Genomic DNA, 21726 nt, shown 5'->3' on the forward strand with positions numbered 1-21726 from the left:
GAGGAGGCGTGCCACAGAGCAATTCCTAGCGTCAGGCGGCAGCGGCTTTGTGATTTGAACGTATCCAAGGATCGTTAGCGCGGGCGATGGCGGCCATCGGGGGCGGGCTGACGCTGTTGCCGCACATGTGCACCTGCTCGGTCTTGGTGAACGGCTTGCCGTCGGCTCCCTTGTCGATGATGTAGCTGGCTGGGAAGCCTTGGGCCCGGTAGAGCTCGTGCGGCTGCAGCATGCGCAGGCAGATGTCGACGATGACGTACGGGGTGCCCTTCACGAAGACGGTGACCAGGCCTAGGCGGTCCTTGGTGGTAACCGTCGGCGCTGGGGCGTCGCAGGCGCTGATGTTCTCTGTGCCGTAGTAGCTGATCAGGAATGCCGCGACGCGCAGGGCGCCTTCCTCGTGCTCTGGCGACAGCTTGTACTCGACCAGGGCGTGATGCTCTGCGCCTGCGGTCATTGTCGGCACCAGGTCATCTACGGGACGGCCTACGCAGTTGCGCCGGAGCGTGGCTAGGCTGGCGGTCACGAGGCGCTGCTGGCTGCCGGTGTTGGTGACTGTGGTCAGTGGCTCGTCCGCGCCCTTGGCTGGCGTGGTGTTGAATCCGCCGTTGGCCTGCTCGATGAAGGCTGTGCACACGCCCATGGCATGGGCCGCACCCGCGGGCCTCTTGTAGTTGCCGCCGCTCGTGATGGTCGGCACCGGATCGGTGATGGCTGCACCTTCACTGTTGAACCTGAATTTGACCAGGTGCGCCGATGCCAGCGCCCGGTGGCTTTGGGTCATCAGCGTTCCCATGGGCTGGTCAGCGGCTACTGGCTTACCGGCATACACCGGGCCACCGGGCCCGACCATCACGGGGCTGGCCATCATCAGCTCGCCACGGTTGGTCGCAGTAACTGTTGGTAGTGGATCGCCCGGATCGTTCACTCGGTCGGCGCCCTGGTGTGTTGCTGGAAGAATCACCGGGCTTGCCATGGCAAACGACCCGCCGCGCGGCCAGGAGGTCACCGTGCGAAGTGGCTCATGCGCCGACTGGGCCAGTTCGCCCGACCAGTTGGCTATCGGCACGATGAAAGGCTGCGGGTTGTCCAGCACGAACTTCTTCATGCCCTTGGCCACGCGTCGCAGCGTTGCGGCTGCCAGCTCCTTCTTGCGACCAAAGATGCTCTTGCTCGGCACGCTCCAGTCAATGCAGTCGGCGGCGGTGCGCCACTTGTGCTGGCCCTTGGTTGGATGTTTGGCGTGGGTCGGCTCTGGCCACACGATGGGTTGCCCGTCGCAGCGAGCGATCATGAACAGCCGCTCCCGGCTGGTGGGAGCGCCGAAGTCGCATGCCTTGATGATCCGCCACTCCATCTGGTAGCCCATGCCTTCGAGCAGGTGCACGAAGCGGCGCCAGGTGATGCCGCGGCGCTTCGGGTCTGGCACGAGGAACTGCTGTTGCACCGGCACACGCTCTCCGACAGCAGCGACCGTGCCGTCCAGCTTCATCACCCGCCCGGTGTTCTTGTCGCGCTTGGCCATCAGCGGACCCCACTGAAGGATCTGCTTAACGTTCTCTAGGCTGATCACCCGAGGCTTCTTCTTGCCGGCCCACTTGAGGCCGATCCACGAGAGGTTGCGGATCTCGCGCTTGCGCGGTTGGCCGCCGGCAGCCTGGCTGTGGTGGGTGCAGTCAGGGCTCATGTGGAACCAGCCAACCGGCCGCCCCTGGCATTCCTCATCCGGGTCACCCTCGAAAACGTCGGTGGTGAAGTGGCGCGCTGCAGGGTGGTTGGCGGTGTGCATGCTGATGGCCGCCGGGCTGTGGTTCTTTGCCACCGTCACCGGCCGGCCCAGGCCCATCTCCAGCCCGGTACCGGCGCCGCCGCCACCGCAGAAGAAGTCCACCACGATCTCATCGTCTTGCGGATCGAAGCCAAGGCCGTACTGGGTTTTGAAGTCGAGCGGGTTCTTTTTCTGGAATGCAGACATGGGCGGTCCTCGCCAGGGTGGCGTGATTTGGTGAAGTCGGGTATTAGTGCGCGGCGTAGTGCTGAGCTAAAGAGGCGATGAATGAGCTGTGAAGGGGTTTTGTTTTGGATTGAGCATCATCCGGGTCTTGCATCTTGGGTGCAGGCGGTTGGATCTATTGGTGCGATTGTTGGAGCTTTTGCAATCAGCAGTGGGCAAAACAGGCGTCAGGGTAGGCTTGCAAAACGAACTGCTATAGATCGTTTCGACGCCTACTGTGCTGTCATAAAAAATGCGGTTGAAAGCGCAGAGTCGGTTTCCGGCTTGGCACGCGATAAGGCTGCTTATTTCGAGTTTCGCTCGGTTTGGGAAAAGTATTTGGGTGAATCGTTTAAGACCTCTTTGGAGGCAGCCAAAGCGATATTGGTGCACGATCTCGCCGACTATAAACTTGTTGTCTACTACAGCGGTTTGATGGGATCAATTTATAAAATGCACTATGAAGTTGAGAAATACATGGCCGCGACCCCGAGTCCGGACGCGACATCCAAGGCTTACGATGATTTGAAGCAACTGTCATCGCTCATCAATTTCGACTGGATTCAATTTCAAGAGCGCGCTGAGCTGAAGCGGATCCGGATGAAAAGGTAGCGTTCCCATTGCAGGCGCCGCCCTCGCCGGGGAGGCGTTATCGATGAATAGGGGAAGGCACTGGCGGGCAGCGCCGAGTGATATGCTTCGCCGCTCACCAAACAAGGATGGTGGTAATGGGGTTGCGAGATCGAGGAAGATCGCCAAGATCAGGAGCTGCCGCGATGAAGACCCGAACGGCATCATTCATAGGGCTCGCGATTTGGATAGCGTTTCTTTGGTTGGGAAAGCCATCTGCGTCGTTGATCAGCTATTCCGTGCCGTTTGGAATTGCTCTGATCGCCACAGGCCCCCTCGAACTGATCCCAGATCGTTGGCACAGGCTTAATTTCCTCGTCAATGCCCTGTCGACTGGATTCTTCTTCGTCAGCATCATGTTTGCGATAGTGGCAATCTCTTTCGACCTGTCATTGAGCACAAGCGAGCGTTCGATTTTCTGCCTTGCTGGATGGGCAACGCTGTTGATTGTTTACCATTTCGCAATCCCTCGGCTGAAGCGGTCGCCTTTTCACCGACTCAGCGAGGATAGGGGGATGTACAGCCCTCCAACGGATGACGATAAACGGAACTGAGATCAGATAGGCCAATGCCGGAGCAGATTAGTCGCTGGCGGGCAGCGCCGGATGGTCAGGCTCGGCGCACCTTGAAGCCGAACATGCATTCGATATCGTGGTACTCGCACCGCTCGTAGGCTTTGTACTTGGCCTGCGATGGCGTGCAGGCGAACACATCGACGATGGTGCGATTGGTGATATCCCACCAATCCCAGCCACTGACCAGAACCTGGTAGCGCTTCAGCGGAAGCTTCTAGGCCATCTCGCCGTACTGCATCTCCCAGGTGGGGTGGTAGTTACGGATGCGCTTCTTCGGGTCGCTGTCGAGGATTACGCCGATGTACTGACCGCGGTCGGCCATGATCACGCCAGGCTCGCCGTTGGCGATGACGCGCCGGCCTATCTCAGCTGGTACGCCGTAATGGCGTCGGACGTAGTCGCAGTTGTAGTTGCTCATGGCTTTCTCCATGCATACGCCGCCCTCCGTGGCCGGATGCGGCATGGTGTCAAAATGGGGCGATAGGGTAGGATTGCAGGGTCTTTTCAAGGATGAATCGCAGTGAAGAAGCTCAAAGACCTAGAGGCCGCAGCAACCCGCTACCTGAGCAGATATTCCCGCAAGCAGTTTTTCTCAGTGTTCGTTGTTATCACTGCGGCCAACTACTGGCTTGCCTACAACGTCGACGGGTACAAGTCGATATGGCTGGCAATGATCGGAGGTTGGTTTTTCGGCATGACCTTTGCGCCGTTCCACTCCCAAAACAACTCGCCAAACTGACCCTTTGCCATGGTGGCAATTTGGTTTGGGATGGGGTATTACGGGTGACCGGCATGGGATCGGGATAAGGATCAGTAATGAAGAAATGGCGCGTGTATCTTCATGGGAAAAAGCTCGGGACGGTTTTTGCTGACACTGAATCAGAGGCAAAGATCGCAGCAGAAGATGAATTCGGATTGACCGACGATGAAGGGGATTCGCTCGATGTCGATGAGGATAATTGATATCAGCGAGTGACTGCGATTGGACTGATAACTTCGTCGCCAGGATCCTGCTGAATCATCAGCATGCTCTTCCGGTCGAAGGCCAGGGCCAGGCGCGGCGAGATGCTGATCTCGTGCCGCGGCGGGGTTAGAAACTTCGCCGCGTGCACCCTGCCCAGTGCGTGGATGCCGTGGATCAGCGCCTCAATCATTTGGCTGTATGTGGCGTCAGCCCAGCCGCAGATCGCCCGCAGGTGCTGGCCAGTCCGCTTCCTTGCTGATAGCCGCAGCGGCTCAGTACGCGCCACAAAACGGTGAGCTTCGATTTCGTGGCGCGCAATCCTGAACAAGGCGTGATGCCCGAGCGCCTCGACGTGATGAATCATCAGCGTCATCGCCTCGCCTTGTTCCTCGATCCCGGCCCATTCCATCAGTTCCAGCAGGGCCTGTTTAGTCCCTGGTCGAGCCTTCAAGCGCAGGTCTTCTTCCTGCAGGCGCTCGGCCTTGGCCCTGCGCTTCTCGTCACGCTGCTGCTGCGTCAGAGCCATCATCGCCTCCATTGCGCACGAAGGTGGCGCCCGGCCCGATGTCGAGCAGGTCGCAGACCCGATTGATGATCTTGAGCGCGGCGTCGAACACCTTGGCGTCGTCAGCCTCACGAGCCAGGCGCTTCATGTTCGGCTGGTGCTCCAGGCAGACTTTGTCGACCAGGCGCCGTGCCAGCCTGCGCAGGTGATCGGCGCTGTCGTGCATGCGCAGGCTCAGCGCGAAGGCCAGGGCCACATCATCAGGCCGGTACTGGCCGCCGCTGCGGGTGATGTACAGCTTCTTGATCGGCCGATTCATCCAGGCCGGCAGGGTTACCACTCCAGAGGGTGCTTGCTGCATGTCTGTGCTCCGTGAGGCCGCTGGGCGGCAGGTGGAACTGTTCTTGCCGCCGGCGCTGGCGGACCAGGCTGTTGAGTCTTTTCATTTCCTGATGCGTACCCGCGGGAAGTCGATACTGTTGCGCTCAATGATCTTCACCAGCGTTCCGTAATTCAGGTCGAGCTGCTCGGCCACCTGGGCGCGGTGCAGGCCGGTATCGCGCAGGGCGCATATTTTCTGGACCACTTTCAGCTCCTCGATCCGCTTCAGGTTCCGCTGGATCTGGCGCTGGGCATCCCGCTTGCTGTTGGCTGACTTCTTCCGCTCGGCTCGTCGGAAAACAAAGTTGCCTTCGCGGGCGGCCCGGAATAGGGCCTGTTTGGAAATGCCGGTGGCCTCGTGAACCTGCTGGCAGGTCATGATCTTCGCCATCTCGGCCACCGTTGCAACTCGGGCCTTCACCTTCTCCTTTCGCGGGGCTGGGTTAGGTTTCTTGGGCCTCGCCTTAGCGGCTGGCTTTGGCTGCGTATCGGGATGCTTGCGCGGCGGCAGCGGTCGATGGGTGAAGCCTTCAAGGACAACGAGCTGGCCACCAGAGGCAAAGAAGGCCGCTTTGGCGGCCTCCAGGTCGATTGATGGGTTCATGCTGCCTGGCTCCTCAGCTGCTTTTCGTAGCCGTCCACGAGCAGCTTGAATTCCCACAGGTCCTGCTCAAGCTGTTCGATATAGTCGTCATCGCGCTTGAACTCACGCCACCAGAGCTGGCGGCCTACGGGCTTGAGGAGGGGGCAGTACATCCCGATGTGCCACCATTTCCGGCCAGTGATCCACATGCAGCCTTGCACCTGGTCGATGACGTCGCTGGCATCGTTGTCGATGTGGAGCGCGCGGAGCTTGTCCGGGGCCAGGAAGCACTTGTATTCGCTTCCGCCGTCTTCGCCGATGAAGCCGTCCGCGCTGGCGCCGAACGAGCCGTCGTCTGTTTTAACCAGGCCGACCTGCGTGACGATAAGGCCAGTCTGGATTTCATGCTCCATGCGCGCCTCCGGCTCCAGTTCATGGCCGCGGCGCATCTGCCAGGTCTCGAACCCTCCATCGAGCGGGGCGCCGCCTATGCGTTCGACGGCCAGCTCGAAGGCGTAGGTGAGGGCGGCATTCGATGGCTCGCCGACCGTTTCGCCATCTAGGGCGCGCTGCACGACCTCGGCCTTTGGACCGGCCTTGTAGCCTGCCAGCTCCATAGCCTTGGATTCGCCAAGGCCCGCAAGCATGGCGTCAACGTATTTCTTCTGCTGGGCGTTCAGTCCGTTCACCCGTGAGCGTGCGGTGCTAAACATACTGGCGGTGATCACTCCAGCGCGGGCCTGCAGCCACTCTGGCGAGCCCTGAGTACAATTGACGATGATCATTGGCTTGCTCCCACTTGTGGTGCTGCGCTGAGCTGAGAGCCGCGAGCGCTAACCGCTACCTTCAATGCCTCGTAGAGCTCGTCGGCCGTTTTCTTGTCGGTGGCCTTTAGGTCCTGGGCGAACTTGACGCCCGCCTGCCATACCGCTGTGAGCGAGTCTTTGGAGTCAGCGGCGTAGGCCTTCGGGATCCACTCATTCATAAGCTCCCCAAGGCTTTGGGGTTGCTCACCGCCGCCGTTCCCGTCGTTGTCTTCGTTCGTCAGCACGACGTTGAAGATCATCATCGTCAGGTAGCGCCGGGCATAGCTGTAGGTAGAGCCATTGGCGTGCACGCCGGTCTTGTTGACGCTGCCCTTGATGCCGGTCGAGTCGATTGGCAGGTCGACGTAGTAGCGCTTGGTGTGCCCGGCCTCGTGCATGCAGTCGCAGACGGTGCGGATGTGCCCGGCCAGCGGACTGTCATCGGTACCGAACGAGAGGGAAAAACCGTGCAGCGTGTAGGTTGGGGCGATCTTCTTGTCGATCGACTCAAGGGCAGCATAAGAGCTGTTGGTCTGGCTGTTGTACTTGTCGCGGAACACCGGTCCGATCTCGGCCTGAGCGCGCACCATCGCGGCGTTGAATGCGGCGGAGGCAGAGCGATCAGACCTCCGACATGATCTACAACACCATGGAGTCGGTGACCCAAGGGATTGGCGACAACACGGCGGAAGCAATCGTCCAAGGGAAAAGCCTCGAAGACTCCATGGCCAGTCTGGGGCGATCTATTGTCACGGACGTTCTGAGCTCGCTCATCCAGGTGGGTACCCGGTACGGCATAAACACCGCCCTGGAACTGGCCGGGATCGCCACCACCACGAGTGCCAAGGTAGCGTCCGAGGGCGTCAAGACCGCGGCCGAGGTTACCGGGATTGGCGTCGTCACTGGCGCCTCCCTCGCGGCTACCGCAACAACTACTACTGCACAGGTTGCAGCGGCAGGGACCACCTTGTCCGCCTGGCTGCCGGCGGCATTGGTTGCCTCGGTCGGTACGCTTGATGGATGGCATCAACGAGCGCTGGGGGAGGGGGACAGTGCGGGCCGCCAGCGTGCCGGCGATACCGGACTGGGGTATGAGGAGGGAGATGATGAGCCAATCCTATACGACACGGATCGACCAGCTATGGACGGTCAAATGTTAAGCCTGCCGTCCGCCTGGCTGGCCGAGCTGAATGACCAGCCGGCCTTGTTGACCGATCCCGATGGCAGGGCCGCGGTGCTCGTTGAGCTAGCGTTTTCCGCGCACCGACGCAGCGACGTTGACGAAGACCAGCTGGCAGACATGCTGTAGTTCACCTAGGCAGCTAGGCTGTGGGCGCTGATCGAGCATGAGGAGGTCGCTTGAGCCTCCTTGTGTGAACAACGGCTATGGGGAGAAAGCCCAGGGTAGCCAGTGACAGCTATCGACCCATTGCGCCGTTCGCGAAGGGCGGATATCGGCCAAAATCGGATAGTGATAGAAAAATAAATCTGTCGCCTTTCGATCGTCTTTTTTGGCTGTGGGTTGTCAGCAGTGGCAATTGCGGGCAACGTTGTATCGCTCGGTTATCACGACTTTGAAAATAAGGATGGATAATGAAACTCAAGGAATGGGCTCAACTCGAGGCCCTTTATAAAATCAGTCGCAAACAACCCAATAAACACATATTTAAACTCCACAATGCTCGCAAGTTATGGCCAATGTGGTCAGCGATAGGGTCAACCGCATTGCTTTTTGTGTTCGCAATGTTCGGCATCAAGAACCCTACGCTGATTCCTTACACCTACATGGCACTGGCTCCTTGGGCTCTTCTGCTCTATGTCACGCGCCTTAAAGCATTGCGCATGGTTTACCCGCAGCAGTTTGCAGATCACGCGATTGACCACCAGCCGAGCCTAGAAAGGGAAAACACCCTTTGTTATGCCTTCTTTCTGGAGGGATTGCGCAAGGAAGGCTACACGGTTGAGAAACTACGCGAGTTGTCAGCTTATGCTGGCCTGACCGGAAAACCCGCCAGGCCTGCTTTATCCCAGAACCTGAGTTTCGCCTCTCTGATCGCGCTGATGATCGCGTTGTGCACGGAAATTATTAAAGCCACGCCTTTGTTCACATGGGGCAAGGGCTCGGTGATCGTGGTGCTGGGTATGGGCGCACTGTTCTTGAACTGGCTGGTACTGGACGGTATTCGCAGCGTTTCCTATGAGCGGATGTGCATAAAACGCTATGTCGAAATGGCCGTTTTCGACTTGGATGAACTTCTTGATAAGACCGCCGAGTTACCTGTCGAGCAGCAGCTACCGGCGGTGTTGAGCATCGCAGAACGAGACAGTAGCGTCAGCCCTGTCGCTGATTTGTCCTAGCTTTTTGGCTGCGAGTTAGATGCAGCCCTTTCAAGGTATTTAGGTAGAACAGGCAACAAGTAACCTGTGGCGAGCGGGCTTGTCCCGCGTTGGGTTGCGAAGCAGCCCCAAAACCAGCAGTCGAAGAGTGCCTGACTCACCGCATTCTTTCTTTTGGGTTCGCTTCGCAAAACCAACGAAAAGGGGCCGCGAAAAGGGGAAGATTTATTTACCGCTCCTCAGTCCGCTTGTGGCCGATAGCTGCCCTTCACGAAGGGCAGCTATCGGCCAGAAGCGGACCTCAATGCTCGATACTTCAATCAGCCTTCACCCTCACAGCGCTCACTTGCCAACCCGGTAAAGTGCAGCTACTGTCAGCTCTATGAGTCAACTACGAATTGCCTTGACCACGACCGTCACGACCGCCAGAGGCTGGTCGTGAGGGGTTTCGTGAGCCAATAACGCACGAACTTCAAAGGCCCGCCAGTGATGGAAAGGGCCTTTTCTTTTGCCCTTGTGTCGCTGGCCAATATGCAAGGGAAAGCATTATGTATGCACTGTTGATTCTTGATATGCAGGCTGGATTGTTTTATGGCCCGGATAAGCCATGGGCTGGCGAAGCGCTGCTAGACACATTGAATAATTTATTGAGTAAAGCCCGAAGTGCAGGAGCACCCATTTTTCTCGCCCGCCATATTGGTCCACCTGGGTCGCCAATCGAGCCTGGAAGCCCGTTGACGCAACTGGTGCAGGCGCTGGTGTTACAAGGCGACGAAGTGATTTTCGATAAAAGCCGACCTAACGCGTTCTACAAGACCGCCTTGGCCGATCGGTTACGGGATTGTGGAACTCAGGGTGTGGTCATTACCGGAATGAAAACCCAATACTGTGTCGATAGCACCTGCCGCGCCGCACGAGATCTTGGATTCGATGCAGTGCTGATCGCCGATGGCCATACCTGCACCGACACCCCTGCCCTGAAGGCCGAAGAGATTGTCGCTCATCACAATGCGACCCTCGCGGGACCATTCTGTCGTGTCGTACACGCCGAGGACTGGTGTTTCTAACTGCCATCGCCAGACGGTTCGATTCCGACCTCGGCCTCCACCATTCGAACGCCCCGCAGATTAACGTCTGCGGGGTTTTCTGTATGGGTCCAAAAACGCCACGAGTTCGGTAACTTTTGGCATGGAGTTCCGAAATCTCATAGCCAACCTTGAGTCGCGGTACTGCGCGATCAGGGCCGGCGTGCTGGGGGCCATTGATGTCTAGTCAAACACTGAGCGCAGCTGCTTGAGCCCGTAGATGTTGGCGGAAGACCCGGTCCAGCTTGCGCTCGTCGTGCTGTTGTTGGGTCATGTCGTGGTTCTTGCGTGCAGGCGCCGCCCTTGCCGGGGACGCGTTATCGTTGAACTAGAGGTGATATGCTTCGCCGCTTACCAAACAGGGAGGGTGGTAATGAAACTGCGGGAGAGGCACAAGGCGTTTCAGGAATGGTTCACGCCGAGGCGGCGTAGGCGAGCGGGCGGAACCTTACTCGCCATCTGGGCTGTCGGCATCTTCATCTACCCTGGCCAGCACTGGATCTATGTATTGGTGCCAGGAATTATGTGGTTCTTTAGCGCATGGCCCCCGGAGCTTCACGACAAGCGTTGAGTCTTTGGCGGGGCTGCTGAATAGCCGATTGTCCGATTCAGCTCACAGATGAGTCAGACGAATTTGCGTAAAACTGCACGTTCGCTATGGTGGCAATAAACCACCTGACTACAACTAAAGTCGTAGGAGCGTCTCATGAGAATACGCGGTGATGTTTTCTGGGCCTGGGCTGACCCGACGCTTCATCACCGAACTCACGACGAGACACTCGACGATGGGACATACATTGATGTTCAGACGCGGCTGTCGCGGACAGGCAAAACGCAGATGTTCATCGGGGTGTACGCCCCTGGTGGCATGGCTATCCTTGAAGAGGCCTTCGATTCTCGCCCTGGCGAGTCGATGACCAGGGCGCTGGCGTGGGGCGTTGGCCGGGCCCGACGGGTCGCCACTGAAGGTGCACCTGCCGCAGGCTTTATGGCTGCCTCGAAATAGCGGCTAGGCGCGCAGCGCCGGAGGTCAAGCGGCGACCTATTGTCATCAGCGAAGACACCGTGCATGAAACCTCTGCGTCTCCAGACTTCCAGCAATCCGGCAGGGAGGCTTCATCGGCCTGGCCCGTTATCCTCGCTGGCCAGCGCCTTCTCTTTTGGACTTTTTCATCAAGTAGTCGCTGACATAGCGCACCGTGTTTTCCAAGGCCTGCGTCATGTCGGGATGGGTAAACGCGTACTTGCGCTCCAATTGCCTGCTGTTTCCCATGTCGAAGCGCTGCGTCTGAATAAAGTTCAAGGACTCGGCGCTGATCGCCAAGCGGGTCGCCAGTCCCGGAATCGTCAATATCGACCTGAGCAACCCTATGGGTACATGGCGGCGGGGTGCCTTGACCTTTAGCGTGTCTGCGATCTGCACAAGCATTCCCTGCAAGTTTGGTGTTCGCTCATACAGCGCCAGCACTTGCCGGTTGGCCATGGCGGGGTCGAACGCCACGCAAGTTATCATGTTCACCAGATAATCGACGCTGACCAATGGCAACCAGTGACTGGCGGAACCGGGAACAGCTTTGAACCGGCCTTGTGCCAGATTGCGAATGAGTTCGGCAAGCGGTTGTCCGTCCAGGATATGCCCGTTCTCGCTGTGGCCGCACACCGTAGCAGGGTGAACAATCGTGTAATCCGCATCCGCGTCTTGCATATAGCGGATGACTGCAAAATGGGACTCGAGTTTGCTGCCTTCGTAGCCGCCTACACGGGCGTAGACCGCGGGCCAGTTTGTGTTTTCAGGGCACTGAATATCAACCCCGATACGGGCAAGGTGGTTGAGGTTTTGCAGCATGAAGCCGCCTACCATGAGCAATCGGATGCGCTGGCTGGCCGCAAGCCTGGCCACGCTCAGAGCACCTTGGACATTGACTGTGCGGGCGCGCTCCGGTGTCAGCCCCCAGGAAAATGCCGCCGCGAGATGGAAAAATACAGCGGCCGAAGTGACGCGTTCTTCGTCTGCTTCGCTGAGGCCAAGCCCCTCCTGGCTGATATCTCCTTCAACGGCATGGAGATACTCCGGGTTACCCCCCAGTTGGCCTACCTGCTCCTTGAGGCGTTCGATGTTACCGGGGCTGCGCATCAGCACCCAGGTCTTGTGCCCTTGCGCAGTAAGAGCGGCCAGCAAATGTTGCCCCACAAAGCCGCTGCCGCCGGTGACAAAGCATTCCACACTCATGTTTGAACCCTTGTTTGGATAATGGGCGCAGGCTAAGGTGTAGAGCCTGCTCTACAGTCAAGGGTTTTTAACGTGAATATTGGAGAGTTGGAGCGCCGGAGTGGGCTCAGCCGCCATGCATTGCGCTATTACGAACAGCTCGGGCTTATCGAGCCACACCGACAAGCCAACAACTATCGCAGTTACAGTGAACAGACCGTAGCTGACTTGGCCTTCATACAGAGCGCCCAGGGCGGGGGCTTTTCACTTGCTGAGATTAGGGACATTCTTGTGGCCAGGCGGGGAAACACGATCGATTGCGCGCAAGGCGCCGTCTTGGTCGCCGCCAAGATGGCCGAGATTCAAACGAAGATCACCACGCTACAGGCCGCTTATGTTTTTCTGGACGCGGAGCGCGCCAAGCTTGAAGCCAGTGCTATTGCCAACGGGCAGATAATGCCTTGAAGTCCTGTCCATGACCCTTTTCGATCGAGCGTCAGCCTTCAGGTAAGGTGACACCGCAGATAAATTCATGCGTCCCCAAGCGGTGCGAGCCGAATTCCACCACGTAGCCGTCTCCTCTGCGCTGCGCCTCTGCCATGGCCGTTTTCTGGTCGGCATAAACGTCGACAAAATGCCATGGATGTCGGTCTCTCAGGACCCCCCATCCGATGACCCAGCCTTCCCGCGAAGGGTCTGGCGGCAGGTTCTTCGCCAAGCTTCGAATGGACATACCGATCTCCTCATATGCACAGGCTCGCCCTTGCAGGTTGAGCACTTTTCTTGAACCACACCTCGCGGGCGCCGGTCTTCAGCATGAAGGATGAGTGATAATTCCAGGTTTCCTCTTCAAATATTGAAATGTTCGCAGTCTAGGGTTGAACTCAAGCCAATTCCACCATCGAGGGAGTCAGGAAATGGATTATTCCAGCATGGTTGAATCGTTGGACAAGATGCTGAAAGCAACGGCTGCAGCCAAGGCCTGCCTGCAGCCGTCAGATACAGAGCGTCAACCACACCTCCGTAGCCATTCGTCCGCGACGTCACCCATGGTTGATGGGGTACCACTCTTGATCCAAAGCATGAATCCTCGGTCGAACTTGAATGCCGCGCCGCACTCGCTGAGCAGAAACTGACGAACCTTCTGCGTGTTGCGGTAATGCTTGTCCAATGGAGTCGTACGGGTGATCGGCCCGGCGTGCCAGTCTACGGTCATGGTCTGTTCCTTTGACAATTGAGAAGGCAAAAAGCCCGTAGAGGGTCATCTACGGGCTTTGCTGTGGTTCCACATGACCTGGCTCGGACTGTCAGCCTTCGAACTGTATCACCATCCGGCCTTTGATCTTGCCCTCAAGCATCTCGTCAAAGATCTGGTTGATATCCTCGATCGGTCGCAGCGTTACCTTGGGCACCACTTTGCCTTCAGCGGCAAACTGGAAGGCTTCCTGCAGGTCCTGGCGTGTACCTACCAGCGAGCCCACCACTTCGATCCCATCAAGCACCAGGCGGGGAATATTCAGGTCCATGGACTCCGACGGAAGCCCGACGGCCACCAGTCGCCCGCCAGCGCGCAAGGCATCGACAGCCGAGTTGAACGCGCCTTTGGCCACAGCAGTAACGACGGCAGCATGTGCACCGCCGGTTTTAGCCTGGATGACCTTCGCGGCATCTTCGTTGAGCGGGTTGACCACCAGGTCCGCGCCCATCTCGCTGGCGAAGCGCAGTTGCTCTTCGTTGACGTCGATGGCGATGACTTTGGCGTTGAACACGTTCTTGGCATATTGCAGGGCCAGGTTGCCCAGGCCGCCGAGCCCGTAGATGGCGATCCATTGGCCGGGGCGGACGTTGGAGATTTTCACTGCCTTGTAGGTCGTGACGCCGGCGCAGGTGATGCTGCTGGCGGCAGCGGAGTCGAGGCCGTCGGGCACTTTAACCGAGTAGTCGGCCTTGACGATGCAGGCCTCGGCCATGCCGCCGTCCACGGTGTAACCGGAATTCTTCACGTCGCGGCACAGGGTCTCGTTGCCGCTGTTGCAGTATTCGCAATGTCCGCAACCCTGGTAGAACCAGGCGACGCTGGCACGGTCGCCTGGCTTGAGCGAGGTGACGCCCGGGCCAACTTCCTGAACCACGCCAATACCTTCGTGGCCCAGTACTACACCGGTCTTGTCACCAAAGTCGCCATTTTTCACGTGCAGGTCGGTGTGGCACACACCGCAGCACTGCATCTTCAGCAGCGCTTCGCCGTATTCGAGAGGGCGCAGGGTTTTCTCTACCACGTCCACGCGACGGCCTGGTGCAACGACAGCAGCTTTCATGAGAGCCTCCGTGTCTATCCGATATGAGCTTGGTTTATCGCTGGGACAGCATAGACCTCGTCTGGGCAGGCAAAACTGCTTCAGGTCATGGTCATGGTGGGCGCTTCCACAAAATACCTGCGTATGCCTGACTGGCCTTTGCGGAAAAAAGAAAAGCCCGCGGCAAGGATGCGGCGGGCTGCAAGAACATACGGAGCAGGGCCAGTGTGCCCATCCGGATGTCGACATTTCGTGAAGGTCAGGTCATGAGGCTGTCATCATCTGCAACGAAGTGCGCAGGGTCATAAAAAAGCCCGCCATGGAAGGCGGGCAAAAGACGTTTGAAGGGAGAGCCTGCAGGTTGCGCCGGTCCGGTTAACCCAGGATTAAGCGACCACGCATTGACCCCGCACCCTGATCAGCCTATACAGGCCTGCCATTATCCCAGGAGCCAGCATGCGCGACGAAGACGACCTGCACGAACCCGAGCACGATCACCTGCTTGACCACGAATTTCTCTACGACGACGTGGAGCACGAGGCAGATGCCCAAGGCGCCGAGGATGAAGTGGAGGAAGACGAGGAAACACTGGATGACCTCGATGACGAAGAGCGCGATCACCCAGCCTGGTTCGACGACTGCGACGACTGACTCAGCGACCATCCACCGAGAACCGCCCGGGCCCGCTTACCGCCAGCAACAGCAGGCCGCCCATGATGCTGAGGTTTTTCAGAAACTGAGTCATGTTGGCGCTGCGCTCGGGGTCGACCATGTTCCAGAACGGGTGGCCCAGCAGCGCCGTGCCCAGTACGAACAGCGCAAAAAGAAAGGCCAACGGCCGCGTGTAGAAACCGAGGATCAACAGGATTGCGACGACGAACTCCATGATGACGGCAATCCCTGCTGCCAGCATCGGGGCAGGGGCGCCGAGCGAGGTCATGTAGCCTACTGTGCCATCGAAGCCGGTCAGCTTGGCCCAGCCAGACAAGACGAAGAGGACCATCAGCAGTACGCGGGCGATCAGGATAATGATGTCGCGTTGACCATCGAACAGGGAGTAGCGCATGGCGGCGTTCCATTGGACGGGGACAAGCTCCACTTTAGCAGCTACGCCAGACATTGCTGCCAGGCAGCAAAAAGGCGCCGCAGGGGCGCCTTTTCAACGAAGTTTGGTGCGAGTGGCGGGACTCGAACCCGCAAGGCTCACGCCGACAGATTTTAAGTCTGCTGTGTATACCAATTCCACCACACTCGCACGTTTGAAGGGGTCGCAACGACCAGCTCGCTTCTAAGCAGAAGGGCTTCGCAATCAAGCGCGCTTTATAACCCATTGTTATAGTTGAGTCAACTGCAGCACCTATGATCAACAGATAGAAGAGGCGATCGAACGGGCAATTGACACCTTGCTGTCGTTACGCCACTGTTGCCCATGATTGGATCCAAGCGTGTTCCGCAATGACATGGGGCCGAGTTGGCGACGGTGTGGTGCGTCCACGGTTATTCTGGCGGCTGTTGTTCGCGCAGGTGCTCGTGTTGGCCTCTGCCGGCGGTGGTATGATCATGCGGCTCAGCCTGTGATTGCTGAAAGAGGCCATGCCGCGGTGCATCAGCCCGGCGCTGGCCGAGCCGGACCGCTGACAGCCTGTAGTCGTTCAGCTGTCTACTGGCAGACACTCCAGGCTACGTTCATTTTCTCCCTCCTGCTGTGCCAGTGGAGTTTGCATGGTTTCAGCCGACTGCCTCGACGCTTCCCTCATGCCCGCCCATCGTTATGAACAGCTGGTTCAGTCGGTGGTGGATTATGCCATCTACATGCTCGACCCTTCCGGCCATGTGGTGTCTTGGAACGCAGGCGCGCAACGGATCAAGGGTTACCGTAGGGATGAAGTGATCGGCAAGCATTTTTCGTTGTTCTTCACCCCACAGGATTGTGCGCAGGGCCGCCCCGAGTGCCTGCTGCGTCAGGCGCTGGAGCAGGGTGTGGCGCAGGACGAAGGCTGGCGGGTGCGCAAGGACGGCACGCAGTTCTGGGCCTTGGCGGCACTGGATGTGATCCGTGATGAGGATGGCCAGATCATTGGCCTGGCCAAGGTGACACGTGATATCACTGACCGTCGCGAGACGGCGCAGCAGCTCGACGCAGTGCGCGCCCAGCTGTTCCAGGCGCAGAAGCTTGAAGCCCTCGGCCAGTTGACCGGTGGTCTGGCGCACGACTTCAACAACATGTTGACCATTATCATCAGCTCGGCGCGCCTGGCGCTGGCCACCCAGGACCCGGCACGCACCCAGCGCATGTTGCAGCACATCCTCGATGCCAGCCAGCGTGGCACCGAACTGACCCAACAACTGCTCAGTTTTGCCCGTCACCGCAAGTTCGATGTGGCCAGCGTTGCCCCGGCAGAGCTGGTTAACGCTACGCGTGGCCTGCTTGAACATGCATTGCCAAGCTCAATTGACTTGAAGGTGTTGCTGCAACCGGACCTGCCGTTGATCGAGGTGGATGCCGGGCAACTGCAGATGGTGTTGCTCAACCTGTTGTTCAATGCCCGTGATGCCATCGACGGGCATGGCCGCATCAGCCTGACTGTCGATGTGGTCGAGCTGTTCGGCGAAGTTGAAGGGCTGAAGGGCAGCTTCGTGCGCTTCGAGGTGGAAGACAACGGCGCAGGCATACCCACAGAGGTACTGCCGCGTATCTTCGAGCCGTTTTTCACCACCAAGCCTTTCGGCAAGGGTACCGGCCTGGGGCTTAGCCAGGTCTATGGTTTCGCCCGGCAAAGTGGTGGTGCCATTTGTGTCGACAGCGAGCCTGGCCGGGGAACTTGCATGCGACTGTACTTGCCAATGTATCAGGACCAGACGGATAGCCCACTCGACAGGTAGACATCATGGCACAGGCACTGAAGCGGCTGGTAACGGGGATCGATGGGCTCGACGCGTTGCTCAAGGGTGGCCTGATAGCTGGCGCCTCCTACATTATCCAGGGCCCGCCGGGGGCCGGTAAGACCATCCTCGCCAATCAGCTGGCCTGCGGCCACGTGCGTGGCGGTGGTCGGGTGCTGGTGGCCACCTTGCTGAGCGAGTCGCATGAACGCTTGTTCCAGTACCTGTCCACGCTGGACTTCTTCGACCCGGCGCTGGTCGGTGACAAAATCCAGTTCGTCAGCGCCTTTGATACCCTCGAGCAGGATGGGCTGGATGCGGTGGTGCGCTTGCTGCGCCAGGAAATTGCCCGGCAACAGGCCAGCCTGCTGATCGTCGACGGTGTGCTCAATGCCCGGGTACGTGCGGAAACCGCGCTGGACACCAAGAAGTTCGTCTCTGAGCTGCAGGGGCATGCGGCCTTCGCCGGTTGCACCGTACTGTTGCTGACGAGTGCCCGGCTGGACGAGGGCAGCCCGGAACACACCATGGTCGATGGCGTGATCGAACTGGGCGAGCAACTGGTCGGCAGCCGCGCCGTGCGCCATGTTCAATTGCGCAAGACCCGCGGCAGCGGTGCGTTGTCGGGGCGTCACGAATGCCTTATCGATGAGTCCGGCATGCAGGTCTATCCTCGCCTGGAAGCGTTGTTCAGCCACCCCAGCCAATTGGGCAGCGGCACCTTGGCGCGTATCAGCAGCGGTGTCCCAACCTTCGATGAAATGCTTGGCGGTGGCTTGGCCACCGGGTCAGTCAGCCTGTTGATGGGGCCTTCGGGGATTGGCAAGACATCATTGGGCCTGGCCTTTCTGGGTGCCAGCACCCCGCAGGCGCCGGGGTTGCATTTCGGTTTTTACGAAACGCCCGAACGCCTGCGCAGCAAGGCCGCTTCGCTCGGTTACGATTTTGCCGCGATGGAGCAGGGCGGTAGCTTGCAGCTGTGCTGGCAGCCGACCACCGAAGGCTTGCTGGACCAGGTTGGCGCGCGATTACTGGAGCGTGTAGCGGCGCAGGGCAGCAAGCGCGTGGTGATCGACAGCCTTGGCGCATTCAGCCGCCTGGCTATTGACCCGACGCGGCTGAATGCGTTTTTCCGCGCGCTGGCGGGTGAGTTGCGCGCGCGCGATGTCAGCGTGGTCCTGACCTGGGAGATGCGCGACATTTTCGGCGCGGAAATCAGCGCCCCCGCGCCGGACCTGTCGAGTATCGTCGACAACCTTATGCTGATGCGCTTTGTCGAACTGGACTCGCGACTGCAGCGCATGCTGTCGGTCCTCAAGGTGCGTGACAGCCACCATGATCCGGCCTTGCACGAGCTGCTGATCGGGCCGCAAGGCATCACCTTGCGCAAGGCATTCGAAGGTGCCTGCGGTGTGCTTTCGGGAACGCCGACGCCGCAGGGGAGCGGGTGACGGACGAGCCGATGAACACCATCCTGATTGTCGATGACGAATACCTGATCGCCGATATCCTCGGGTTCGCCCTGGAGGACGAAGGTTTCGTGGTGGAAAAGGCAAGCAATGGCTGCAAAGCACTGGAGGCGTTGAAGGAAAAACGTGTGCAGCTGGTGATTACCGACTACATGATGCCGCTACTCAACGGTGAGGAGTTGGCACGCGCCATACGCCAGGACCCGGCGTTAAGCGAGTTGCCGGTCATCCTCATGAGCGGCGCACAGGCCAGCCAAGGATGCCCGGCCCTGTTTGCCGCAATATTCGACAAACCGTTCGACATGGATGAGATGATCGCCACGGTGCATCAGTTAATAGGCACCTGAGGCTGACGGTCGAGCGCATCCATGCCCCTCGGGTGACGCTCAGTGTGAGTCTTCGTGTTTCTCCGGAGCCGGGCTGCCGGCCTGGATACGTTTGAAGATCTCTTCTCGATGGACCTGAACATCTTTCGGTGCATCGATACCGATCCTCACCTGCATCCCTTTGACGCCCAGAATGGTGACTTTGATGTCATCGTTGATGACGATGCTTTCGCCAACCTTACGGGTGAGTATCAGCATGTAGTTCTCCTTGGTGATGTAAAAGTCCGCTGGGCTAGTTGCCGTGGCGGCGGGAGCTTGTCCCTCTTCCTTCTCATTAAAGACGCTTTCGGCGGATAGTAATTCCCCGACAGACAAATTCTGTTGCGTGTCTTCAGTTGCAGGTGCCAAAGCAAACCGTCAACGGTTTGTCGGCCAAGGTGCTCGCTGGCAAGAATAGGGGGGTTGGCGGCTAATGGGAAATTTCTTCGCATCATGGGCTGAATAGACAAGCTCAATGGGCCTCCTGTTCCTCGAGTGCCTGAAGAAACAACAGCAAGGCCACTTCCTCCGGGTCCAGGCCTTTGCGCACTCGGTTTTTCGGTAAATTGGCAAGGCGCCCCAAGGTATAGTGCTCCAGGACTGCCGGGTGGATATAGCAGCGTCGGCACACGGCCGGCGTATTGCCCAGGCGCGTGGCCACCTGGCGGACTATTGCGGCGACCTGACGTTTGGCTTCACTCTCCGGCTCCCAGGCCAAGGGCTTCAGCAGGTTCAATGCCAGGCTGCTGCCGGCCCAGGTGCGATAGTCCTTGGCAGTGAAGTCGGCGCCGGTCAACTGCTGCAAAAACTGATTGACCTCGGTGGAGCCGACACTATGGCGCTGGCCGTCTTCATCCAGGTACTGAAACAGTGCCTGCCCAGGCAGTTCCATGCAGCGTTTGAGCAGGTTGGCCAAGCGCCGGTCGTTGAGGGTGACGTTGTGTTCGACGCCGCGCTTGCCGCGGAATTGAAAGCGAATGCTGCTGCCTTTGATCTGTACATGGCGATTGCGCAGGGTGGTCAATCCGTACGACCGGTTATCGCGCAGGTAGCGCTGGTTGCCAATGCGGATCAGGGTGTGGTCCAGCAGGCTCACCACCAGCGCCATGACCTTTTCCCGGTCCAGCCCTGGCCGCGCCAAGTGGGCTTCCAGCTGTGTGCGCAGCTTTGGCAGGGCTTGGGCGAACGCAAGCATGCGCCCGTATTTGTGCTGGTCGCGCAGTTGGCGCCACTGCGCATGGTAGCGGTACTGCTTGCGGCCACGGGCATCACGGCCGGTGGCTTGCAGGTGGCCTTGCGGGTCGGCGCAGATCCACACATCCGTGTAGGCCGGGGGGATCACCAGTGCGGCGATGCGTGCGAGGGTTTCGCTGTCGCGTACTCGTTGGCCATCGGCATCGAGGTAGATGAAACGGTCGCGCCAGCGCCGACGGGTCAGGCCCGGCTGACTGTCGTCAACGTAGTGCAGGGTGCGCGGCAGGGGGCAGTCAAGCATGGGCGGCGGGCCTCGATCAGGTCACTGATCAATGGACAGTACGCGCGCTAAGGATGCTCAACCCAAAAGGGCCACCGACTTGATCTGGGCGAACAGTATCTGCCCCGTGTGCAAACCGAGCTGGTCTGCCGAGAAGCGGGTGATGCGTGCAAGCAGGGCATTGCCGCCAGCATCCAGGCTGACCAGCACATGCGCCGGGTTAGCTGCCGGGCAGCTCTCGCGCACACGCACCGGCAGGCGGTTGAGGATGCTTGATGCGCTGTCCGCCGCCAGGGCCAGGCTGACATCCCGGGCCTGCACCTTGACGCGCAGGGTGCTGCCCATCACCTGCGCCGCGTGGGTGATGCGCAGCAGCGGCCCGCTGCTGCCGGGCAGGCGCAGGTCCAGCAGGCCGTAGTGCGGGTCGTGCCCTACCACCTTACCCTCGAACACGACGCCGGCGTCGTCGCCCTGGGCCAGCGACAGGTCAAGGCGAGCCAGGGTTTCGCCGATCGGGCCGCTGGCGATCGCCCGGCCTTGTTCCAGCAACACCAGGTGGTCGGCCAGCCGCGCGACTTCATCCTGGGCGTGGCTGACATATATCAGAGGGATGTCCAGTTCGTCGTGCAGGCGCTCCAGGAAGGGCAGTATCTCGCGCTTGCGCGGGCCGTCGAGGGCTGCCAGCGGCTCGTCCATCAACAACAGCCGCGGGCTGCTGAGCAGGGCGCGGGCAATACCCACCCGCTGCGCCTCGCCCCCCGACAGCGTTGCCGGGCGGCGCTCCAGCAAGTGGCCGATACCCAGCAGTTGGCACGCCTGGTCGAGGCTGACCTTGCGTTCAGCGGGCGCTACCCGGCGCCAGCCGAACGTCAGGTTGCCGCGCACCGACAGGTGCGGGAACAGGCTGGCTTCCTGGAACACGTAGCCCACCGGGCGCAGGTGCGGTGCCTGGACGTAGCCACGGGTGCTGTCTTCCCAGACTTCGCCGTTGACCTCGATATAGGCGCTGGCGGCCCGTTCCAGCCCGGCCAGGCAGCGCAGGCAGCTGGTCTTGCCGGAGCCAGAGTGGCCGAACAGTGCGCTGATGCCGCGCCCGGGCAGGTGCAGGTTGACGTCCAGGGTAAAGTCGTCGCGTGCCAGTTTCAGGCGCGCCACAATCGATGCGGTCAT

27 protein-coding genes, 1 tRNA gene and 2 pseudogenes are annotated in these 21726 nt (G+C 59.5%); 14 read left to right on the forward strand and 16 right to left on the reverse strand.

From position 1 onward, the window contains the following. Positions 1–31: 31 nt before the first annotated feature. On the reverse strand, positions 32–1975 hold the full coding sequence (locus ACTJJN_RS03925) for a DNA cytosine methyltransferase (protein ID WP_014756150.1): 1944 nt from the start codon (positions 1973–1975) through the stop codon (positions 32–34). 81 nt (positions 1976–2056) lie between these two features. Here ACTJJN_RS03925 and ACTJJN_RS03930 point away from each other — a divergent pair, with 81 nt between their 5' ends. Both ACTJJN_RS03930 and ACTJJN_RS03935 read left to right on the forward strand, forming a co-directional pair. Beyond that, on the forward strand, positions 2057–2605 hold the full coding sequence (locus tag ACTJJN_RS03930) for a hypothetical protein (protein WP_014756151.1): 549 nt from the start codon (positions 2057–2059) through the stop codon (positions 2603–2605). Between the two features lie 164 nt (positions 2606–2769). After that, positions 2770–3177 carry a hypothetical protein gene (locus tag ACTJJN_RS03935; protein ID WP_014756152.1) on the forward strand — a complete coding sequence of 136 codons (408 nt, stop codon included), beginning with the start codon at positions 2770–2772 and terminating at the stop codon, positions 3175–3177. Positions 3178–3232: 55 nt separating this feature from the next. Here the strand turns inward: ACTJJN_RS03935 and ACTJJN_RS03940 are convergent. Beyond that, positions 3233–3616 (reverse strand): annotated as a pseudogene (locus tag ACTJJN_RS03940) (hypothetical protein). A 102-nt stretch (positions 3617–3718) separates the two neighbouring features. Between ACTJJN_RS03940 and ACTJJN_RS03945 the strand changes: the two are divergent. Together ACTJJN_RS03945 and ACTJJN_RS03950 are read left to right on the forward strand one after the other, a co-directional pair. Beyond that, positions 3719–3937: a hypothetical protein gene (locus ACTJJN_RS03945; RefSeq protein ID WP_014756154.1), complete on the forward strand. Its 219-nt coding sequence runs from the start codon at positions 3719–3721 to the stop codon at positions 3935–3937. A gap of 77 nt (positions 3938–4014) precedes the next feature. Next, positions 4015–4161 (forward strand): hypothetical protein, encoded by a 147-nt coding sequence (locus ACTJJN_RS03950; protein WP_014756155.1) that lies wholly within the window; start codon positions 4015–4017, stop codon positions 4159–4161. Between the two features lie 2 nt (positions 4162–4163). On the opposite strand, the gene ACTJJN_RS03955 is transcribed toward ACTJJN_RS03950, so the two are convergent. From ACTJJN_RS03955 to ACTJJN_RS03975, 5 genes are all read right to left on the reverse strand, one after another. Further along, positions 4164–4688 (reverse strand): hypothetical protein, encoded by a 525-nt coding sequence (locus ACTJJN_RS03955; protein ID WP_012051889.1) that lies wholly within the window; start codon positions 4686–4688, stop codon positions 4164–4166. Next, positions 4663–5028 carry a DUF7740 domain-containing protein gene (locus tag ACTJJN_RS03960; RefSeq protein WP_012051890.1) on the reverse strand — a complete coding sequence of 122 codons (366 nt, stop codon included), beginning with the start codon at positions 5026–5028 and terminating at the stop codon, positions 4663–4665. Before ACTJJN_RS03960 ends, ACTJJN_RS03955 begins: the two co-directional genes overlap by 26 nt. Positions 5029–5109: 81 nt before the next feature. Further along, a complete protein-coding gene (locus ACTJJN_RS03965; protein ID WP_014756157.1) occupies positions 5110–5652 on the reverse strand; it encodes a hypothetical protein in 543 nt (180 codons plus the stop codon). After that, positions 5649–6416 (reverse strand): lambda exonuclease family protein, encoded by a 768-nt coding sequence (locus tag ACTJJN_RS03970; RefSeq protein WP_014756158.1) that lies wholly within the window; start codon positions 6414–6416, stop codon positions 5649–5651. Before ACTJJN_RS03970 ends, ACTJJN_RS03965 begins: the two co-directional genes overlap by 4 nt. Further along, a complete protein-coding gene (locus tag ACTJJN_RS03975) occupies positions 6413–7027 on the reverse strand; it encodes an ERF family protein (RefSeq protein ID WP_012051893.1) in 615 nt (204 codons plus the stop codon). Before ACTJJN_RS03975 ends, ACTJJN_RS03970 begins: the two co-directional genes overlap by 4 nt. Before the next feature lie 426 nt (positions 7028–7453). Here ACTJJN_RS03975 and ACTJJN_RS03980 point away from each other — a divergent pair. From ACTJJN_RS03980 to ACTJJN_RS04000, 5 genes and pseudogenes are all read left to right on the forward strand, one after another. Continuing rightward, positions 7454–7597: pseudogene (locus ACTJJN_RS03980) on the forward strand (DUF4113 domain-containing protein); the annotation flags it as partial. After that, positions 7591–7746 (forward strand): hypothetical protein, encoded by a 156-nt coding sequence (locus tag ACTJJN_RS03985; protein WP_230623078.1) that lies wholly within the window; start codon positions 7591–7593, stop codon positions 7744–7746. The pseudogene ACTJJN_RS03980 and the gene ACTJJN_RS03985, both read left to right, overlap by 7 nt. Before the next feature lie 284 nt (positions 7747–8030). After that, positions 8031–8795 carry a hypothetical protein gene (locus ACTJJN_RS03990; RefSeq protein ID WP_017148239.1) on the forward strand — a complete coding sequence of 255 codons (765 nt, stop codon included), beginning with the start codon at positions 8031–8033 and terminating at the stop codon, positions 8793–8795. A gap of 527 nt (positions 8796–9322) precedes the next feature. Beyond that, positions 9323–9841 carry a cysteine hydrolase family protein gene (locus ACTJJN_RS03995; protein WP_088512417.1) on the forward strand — a complete coding sequence of 173 codons (519 nt, stop codon included), beginning with the start codon at positions 9323–9325 and terminating at the stop codon, positions 9839–9841. A 724-nt stretch (positions 9842–10565) separates the two neighbouring features. Beyond that, positions 10566–10865: a hypothetical protein gene (locus ACTJJN_RS04000; RefSeq protein ID WP_003250941.1), complete on the forward strand. Its 300-nt coding sequence runs from the start codon at positions 10566–10568 to the stop codon at positions 10863–10865. Positions 10866–10991: 126 nt separating this feature from the next. On the opposite strand, the gene ACTJJN_RS04005 is transcribed toward ACTJJN_RS04000, so the two are convergent. Beyond that, on the reverse strand, positions 10992–12089 hold the full coding sequence (locus tag ACTJJN_RS04005; protein ID WP_440780976.1) for an SDR family oxidoreductase: 1098 nt from the start codon (positions 12087–12089) through the stop codon (positions 10992–10994). Positions 12090–12161: 72 nt separating this feature from the next. Here ACTJJN_RS04005 and ACTJJN_RS04010 point away from each other — a divergent pair, with 72 nt between their 5' ends. Continuing rightward, a complete protein-coding gene (locus ACTJJN_RS04010; protein WP_003250937.1) occupies positions 12162–12533 on the forward strand; it encodes a MerR family transcriptional regulator in 372 nt (123 codons plus the stop codon). A gap of 31 nt (positions 12534–12564) precedes the next feature. On the opposite strand, the gene ACTJJN_RS04015 is transcribed toward ACTJJN_RS04010, so the two are convergent. From ACTJJN_RS04015 to adhP, 3 genes are all read right to left on the reverse strand, one after another. Further along, positions 12565–12801 (reverse strand): hypothetical protein, encoded by a 237-nt coding sequence (locus tag ACTJJN_RS04015; protein WP_003250935.1) that lies wholly within the window; start codon positions 12799–12801, stop codon positions 12565–12567. 276 nt (positions 12802–13077) lie between these two features. Beyond that, on the reverse strand, positions 13078–13284 hold the full coding sequence (locus ACTJJN_RS04020; protein ID WP_017148244.1) for a DUF6434 domain-containing protein: 207 nt from the start codon (positions 13282–13284) through the stop codon (positions 13078–13080). A 91-nt stretch (positions 13285–13375) separates the two neighbouring features. Next, on the reverse strand, positions 13376–14386 hold the full coding sequence (adhP, locus tag ACTJJN_RS04025; RefSeq protein ID WP_012051899.1) for an alcohol dehydrogenase AdhP: 1011 nt from the start codon (positions 14384–14386) through the stop codon (positions 13376–13378). Between the two features lie 435 nt (positions 14387–14821). Between adhP and ACTJJN_RS04030 the strand changes: the two genes are divergently transcribed. Beyond that, entirely contained in the window at positions 14822–15016 is a 195-nt protein-coding gene (locus tag ACTJJN_RS04030) for a hypothetical protein (RefSeq protein WP_014859853.1), read from the forward strand. 1 nt (position 15017) lies between these two features. On the opposite strand, the gene ACTJJN_RS04035 is transcribed toward ACTJJN_RS04030, so the two are convergent. Then, complete coding sequence (locus tag ACTJJN_RS04035) at positions 15018–15431, reverse strand: DoxX family protein (protein ID WP_003250931.1); 414 nt, start codon at positions 15429–15431, stop codon at positions 15018–15020. A gap of 104 nt (positions 15432–15535) precedes the next feature. After that, positions 15536–15620, reverse strand: a tRNA-Leu gene (locus ACTJJN_RS04040). Positions 15621–16087: 467 nt separating this feature from the next. Between ACTJJN_RS04040 and ACTJJN_RS04045 the strand changes: the two genes are divergently transcribed. The 3 genes from ACTJJN_RS04045 to ACTJJN_RS04055 are packed head-to-tail and all read left to right on the forward strand — an operon-like array spanning position 16088 to position 19064. Next, entirely contained in the window at positions 16088–17248 is a 1161-nt protein-coding gene (locus tag ACTJJN_RS04045) for a two-component system sensor histidine kinase NtrB (protein WP_440780979.1), read from the forward strand. Between the two features lie 5 nt (positions 17249–17253). Then, on the forward strand, positions 17254–18699 hold the full coding sequence (locus ACTJJN_RS04050) for an ATPase domain-containing protein (protein ID WP_012051902.1): 1446 nt from the start codon (positions 17254–17256) through the stop codon (positions 18697–18699). Positions 18700–18710: 11 nt separating this feature from the next. Further along, positions 18711–19064, forward strand: coding sequence for a response regulator (locus ACTJJN_RS04055; RefSeq protein WP_012051903.1), 354 nt, complete (start codon positions 18711–18713; stop codon positions 19062–19064). A gap of 39 nt (positions 19065–19103) precedes the next feature. Here ACTJJN_RS04055 and csrA read toward each other — a convergent pair whose 3' ends face one another. From csrA to modC, 3 genes are all read right to left on the reverse strand, one after another. Further along, on the reverse strand, positions 19104–19301 hold the full coding sequence (gene csrA / locus ACTJJN_RS04060) for a carbon storage regulator CsrA (RefSeq protein WP_012051904.1): 198 nt from the start codon (positions 19299–19301) through the stop codon (positions 19104–19106). Positions 19302–19554: 253 nt separating this feature from the next. Then, positions 19555–20577 carry a DNA topoisomerase IB gene (locus ACTJJN_RS04065; protein WP_088512353.1) on the reverse strand — a complete coding sequence of 341 codons (1023 nt, stop codon included), beginning with the start codon at positions 20575–20577 and terminating at the stop codon, positions 19555–19557. A 57-nt stretch (positions 20578–20634) separates the two neighbouring features. Beyond that, positions 20635–21726, reverse strand: coding sequence for a molybdenum ABC transporter ATP-binding protein (gene modC, locus ACTJJN_RS04070; RefSeq protein WP_440780982.1), 1092 nt, complete (start codon positions 21724–21726; stop codon positions 20635–20637).

Source organism: Pseudomonas sp. 22515, assembly GCF_052044625.1.
GTDB classification, from domain to species: Bacteria; Pseudomonadota; Gammaproteobacteria; order Pseudomonadales; family Pseudomonadaceae; genus Aquipseudomonas; species Aquipseudomonas alloputida.

Bases quoted from the DNA above. Each gene is read 5' to 3' on its own strand.
- ACTJJN_RS04055 (WP_012051903.1), top strand. From the start codon at position 18,711: ATGAACACCATCCTGATTGTCGATGACGAATACCTGATCGCCGATATC.
- ACTJJN_RS04005 (WP_440780976.1), bottom strand. From the start codon at position 12,089: ATGAGTGTGGAATGCTTTGTCACCGGCGGCAGCGGCTTTGTGGGGCAA.
- ACTJJN_RS03935 (WP_014756152.1), top strand. From the start codon at position 2,770: ATGAAGACCCGAACGGCATCATTCATAGGGCTCGCGATTTGGATAGCG.
- ACTJJN_RS04020 (WP_017148244.1), bottom strand. From the start codon at position 13,284: ATGACCGTAGACTGGCACGCCGGGCCGATCACCCGTACGACTCCATTG.
- ACTJJN_RS03960 (WP_012051890.1), bottom strand. From the start codon at position 5,028: ATGCAGCAAGCACCCTCTGGAGTGGTAACCCTGCCGGCCTGGATGAAT.
- ACTJJN_RS04000 (WP_003250941.1), top strand. From the start codon at position 10,566: ATGAGAATACGCGGTGATGTTTTCTGGGCCTGGGCTGACCCGACGCTT.
- ACTJJN_RS03955 (WP_012051889.1), bottom strand. From the start codon at position 4,688: ATGGCTCTGACGCAGCAGCAGCGTGACGAGAAGCGCAGGGCCAAGGCC.
- ACTJJN_RS04065 (WP_088512353.1), bottom strand. From the start codon at position 20,577: ATGCTTGACTGCCCCCTGCCGCGCACCCTGCACTACGTTGACGACAGT.
- ACTJJN_RS03975 (WP_012051893.1), bottom strand. From the start codon at position 7,027: ATGGTGCGCGCTCAGGCCGAGATCGGACCGGTGTTCCGCGACAAGTAC.
- ACTJJN_RS04015 (WP_003250935.1), bottom strand. From the start codon at position 12,801: ATGTCCATTCGAAGCTTGGCGAAGAACCTGCCGCCAGACCCTTCGCGG.
- modC (WP_440780982.1), bottom strand. From the start codon at position 21,726: ATGACCGCATCGATTGTGGCGCGCCTGAAACTGGCACGCGACGACTTT.
- ACTJJN_RS03985 (WP_230623078.1), top strand. From the start codon at position 7,591: ATGTTAAGCCTGCCGTCCGCCTGGCTGGCCGAGCTGAATGACCAGCCG.
- csrA (WP_012051904.1), bottom strand. From the start codon at position 19,301: ATGCTGATACTCACCCGTAAGGTTGGCGAAAGCATCGTCATCAACGAT.
- ACTJJN_RS03925 (WP_014756150.1), bottom strand. From the start codon at position 1,975: ATGTCTGCATTCCAGAAAAAGAACCCGCTCGACTTCAAAACCCAGTAC.
- ACTJJN_RS03965 (WP_014756157.1), bottom strand. From the start codon at position 5,652: ATGAACCCATCAATCGACCTGGAGGCCGCCAAAGCGGCCTTCTTTGCC.
- ACTJJN_RS03930 (WP_014756151.1), top strand. From the start codon at position 2,057: ATGAGCTGTGAAGGGGTTTTGTTTTGGATTGAGCATCATCCGGGTCTT.
- adhP (WP_012051899.1), bottom strand. From the start codon at position 14,386: ATGAAAGCTGCTGTCGTTGCACCAGGCCGTCGCGTGGACGTGGTAGAG.
- ACTJJN_RS04035 (WP_003250931.1), bottom strand. From the start codon at position 15,431: ATGCGCTACTCCCTGTTCGATGGTCAACGCGACATCATTATCCTGATC.
- ACTJJN_RS04030 (WP_014859853.1), top strand. From the start codon at position 14,822: ATGCGCGACGAAGACGACCTGCACGAACCCGAGCACGATCACCTGCTT.
- ACTJJN_RS04045 (WP_440780979.1), top strand. From the start codon at position 16,088: ATGGTTTCAGCCGACTGCCTCGACGCTTCCCTCATGCCCGCCCATCGT.
- ACTJJN_RS03970 (WP_014756158.1), bottom strand. From the start codon at position 6,416: ATGATCATCGTCAATTGTACTCAGGGCTCGCCAGAGTGGCTGCAGGCC.
- ACTJJN_RS04050 (WP_012051902.1), top strand. From the start codon at position 17,254: ATGGCACAGGCACTGAAGCGGCTGGTAACGGGGATCGATGGGCTCGAC.
- ACTJJN_RS03990 (WP_017148239.1), top strand. From the start codon at position 8,031: ATGAAACTCAAGGAATGGGCTCAACTCGAGGCCCTTTATAAAATCAGT.
- ACTJJN_RS03950 (WP_014756155.1), top strand. From the start codon at position 4,015: ATGAAGAAATGGCGCGTGTATCTTCATGGGAAAAAGCTCGGGACGGTT.
- ACTJJN_RS03995 (WP_088512417.1), top strand. From the start codon at position 9,323: ATGTATGCACTGTTGATTCTTGATATGCAGGCTGGATTGTTTTATGGC.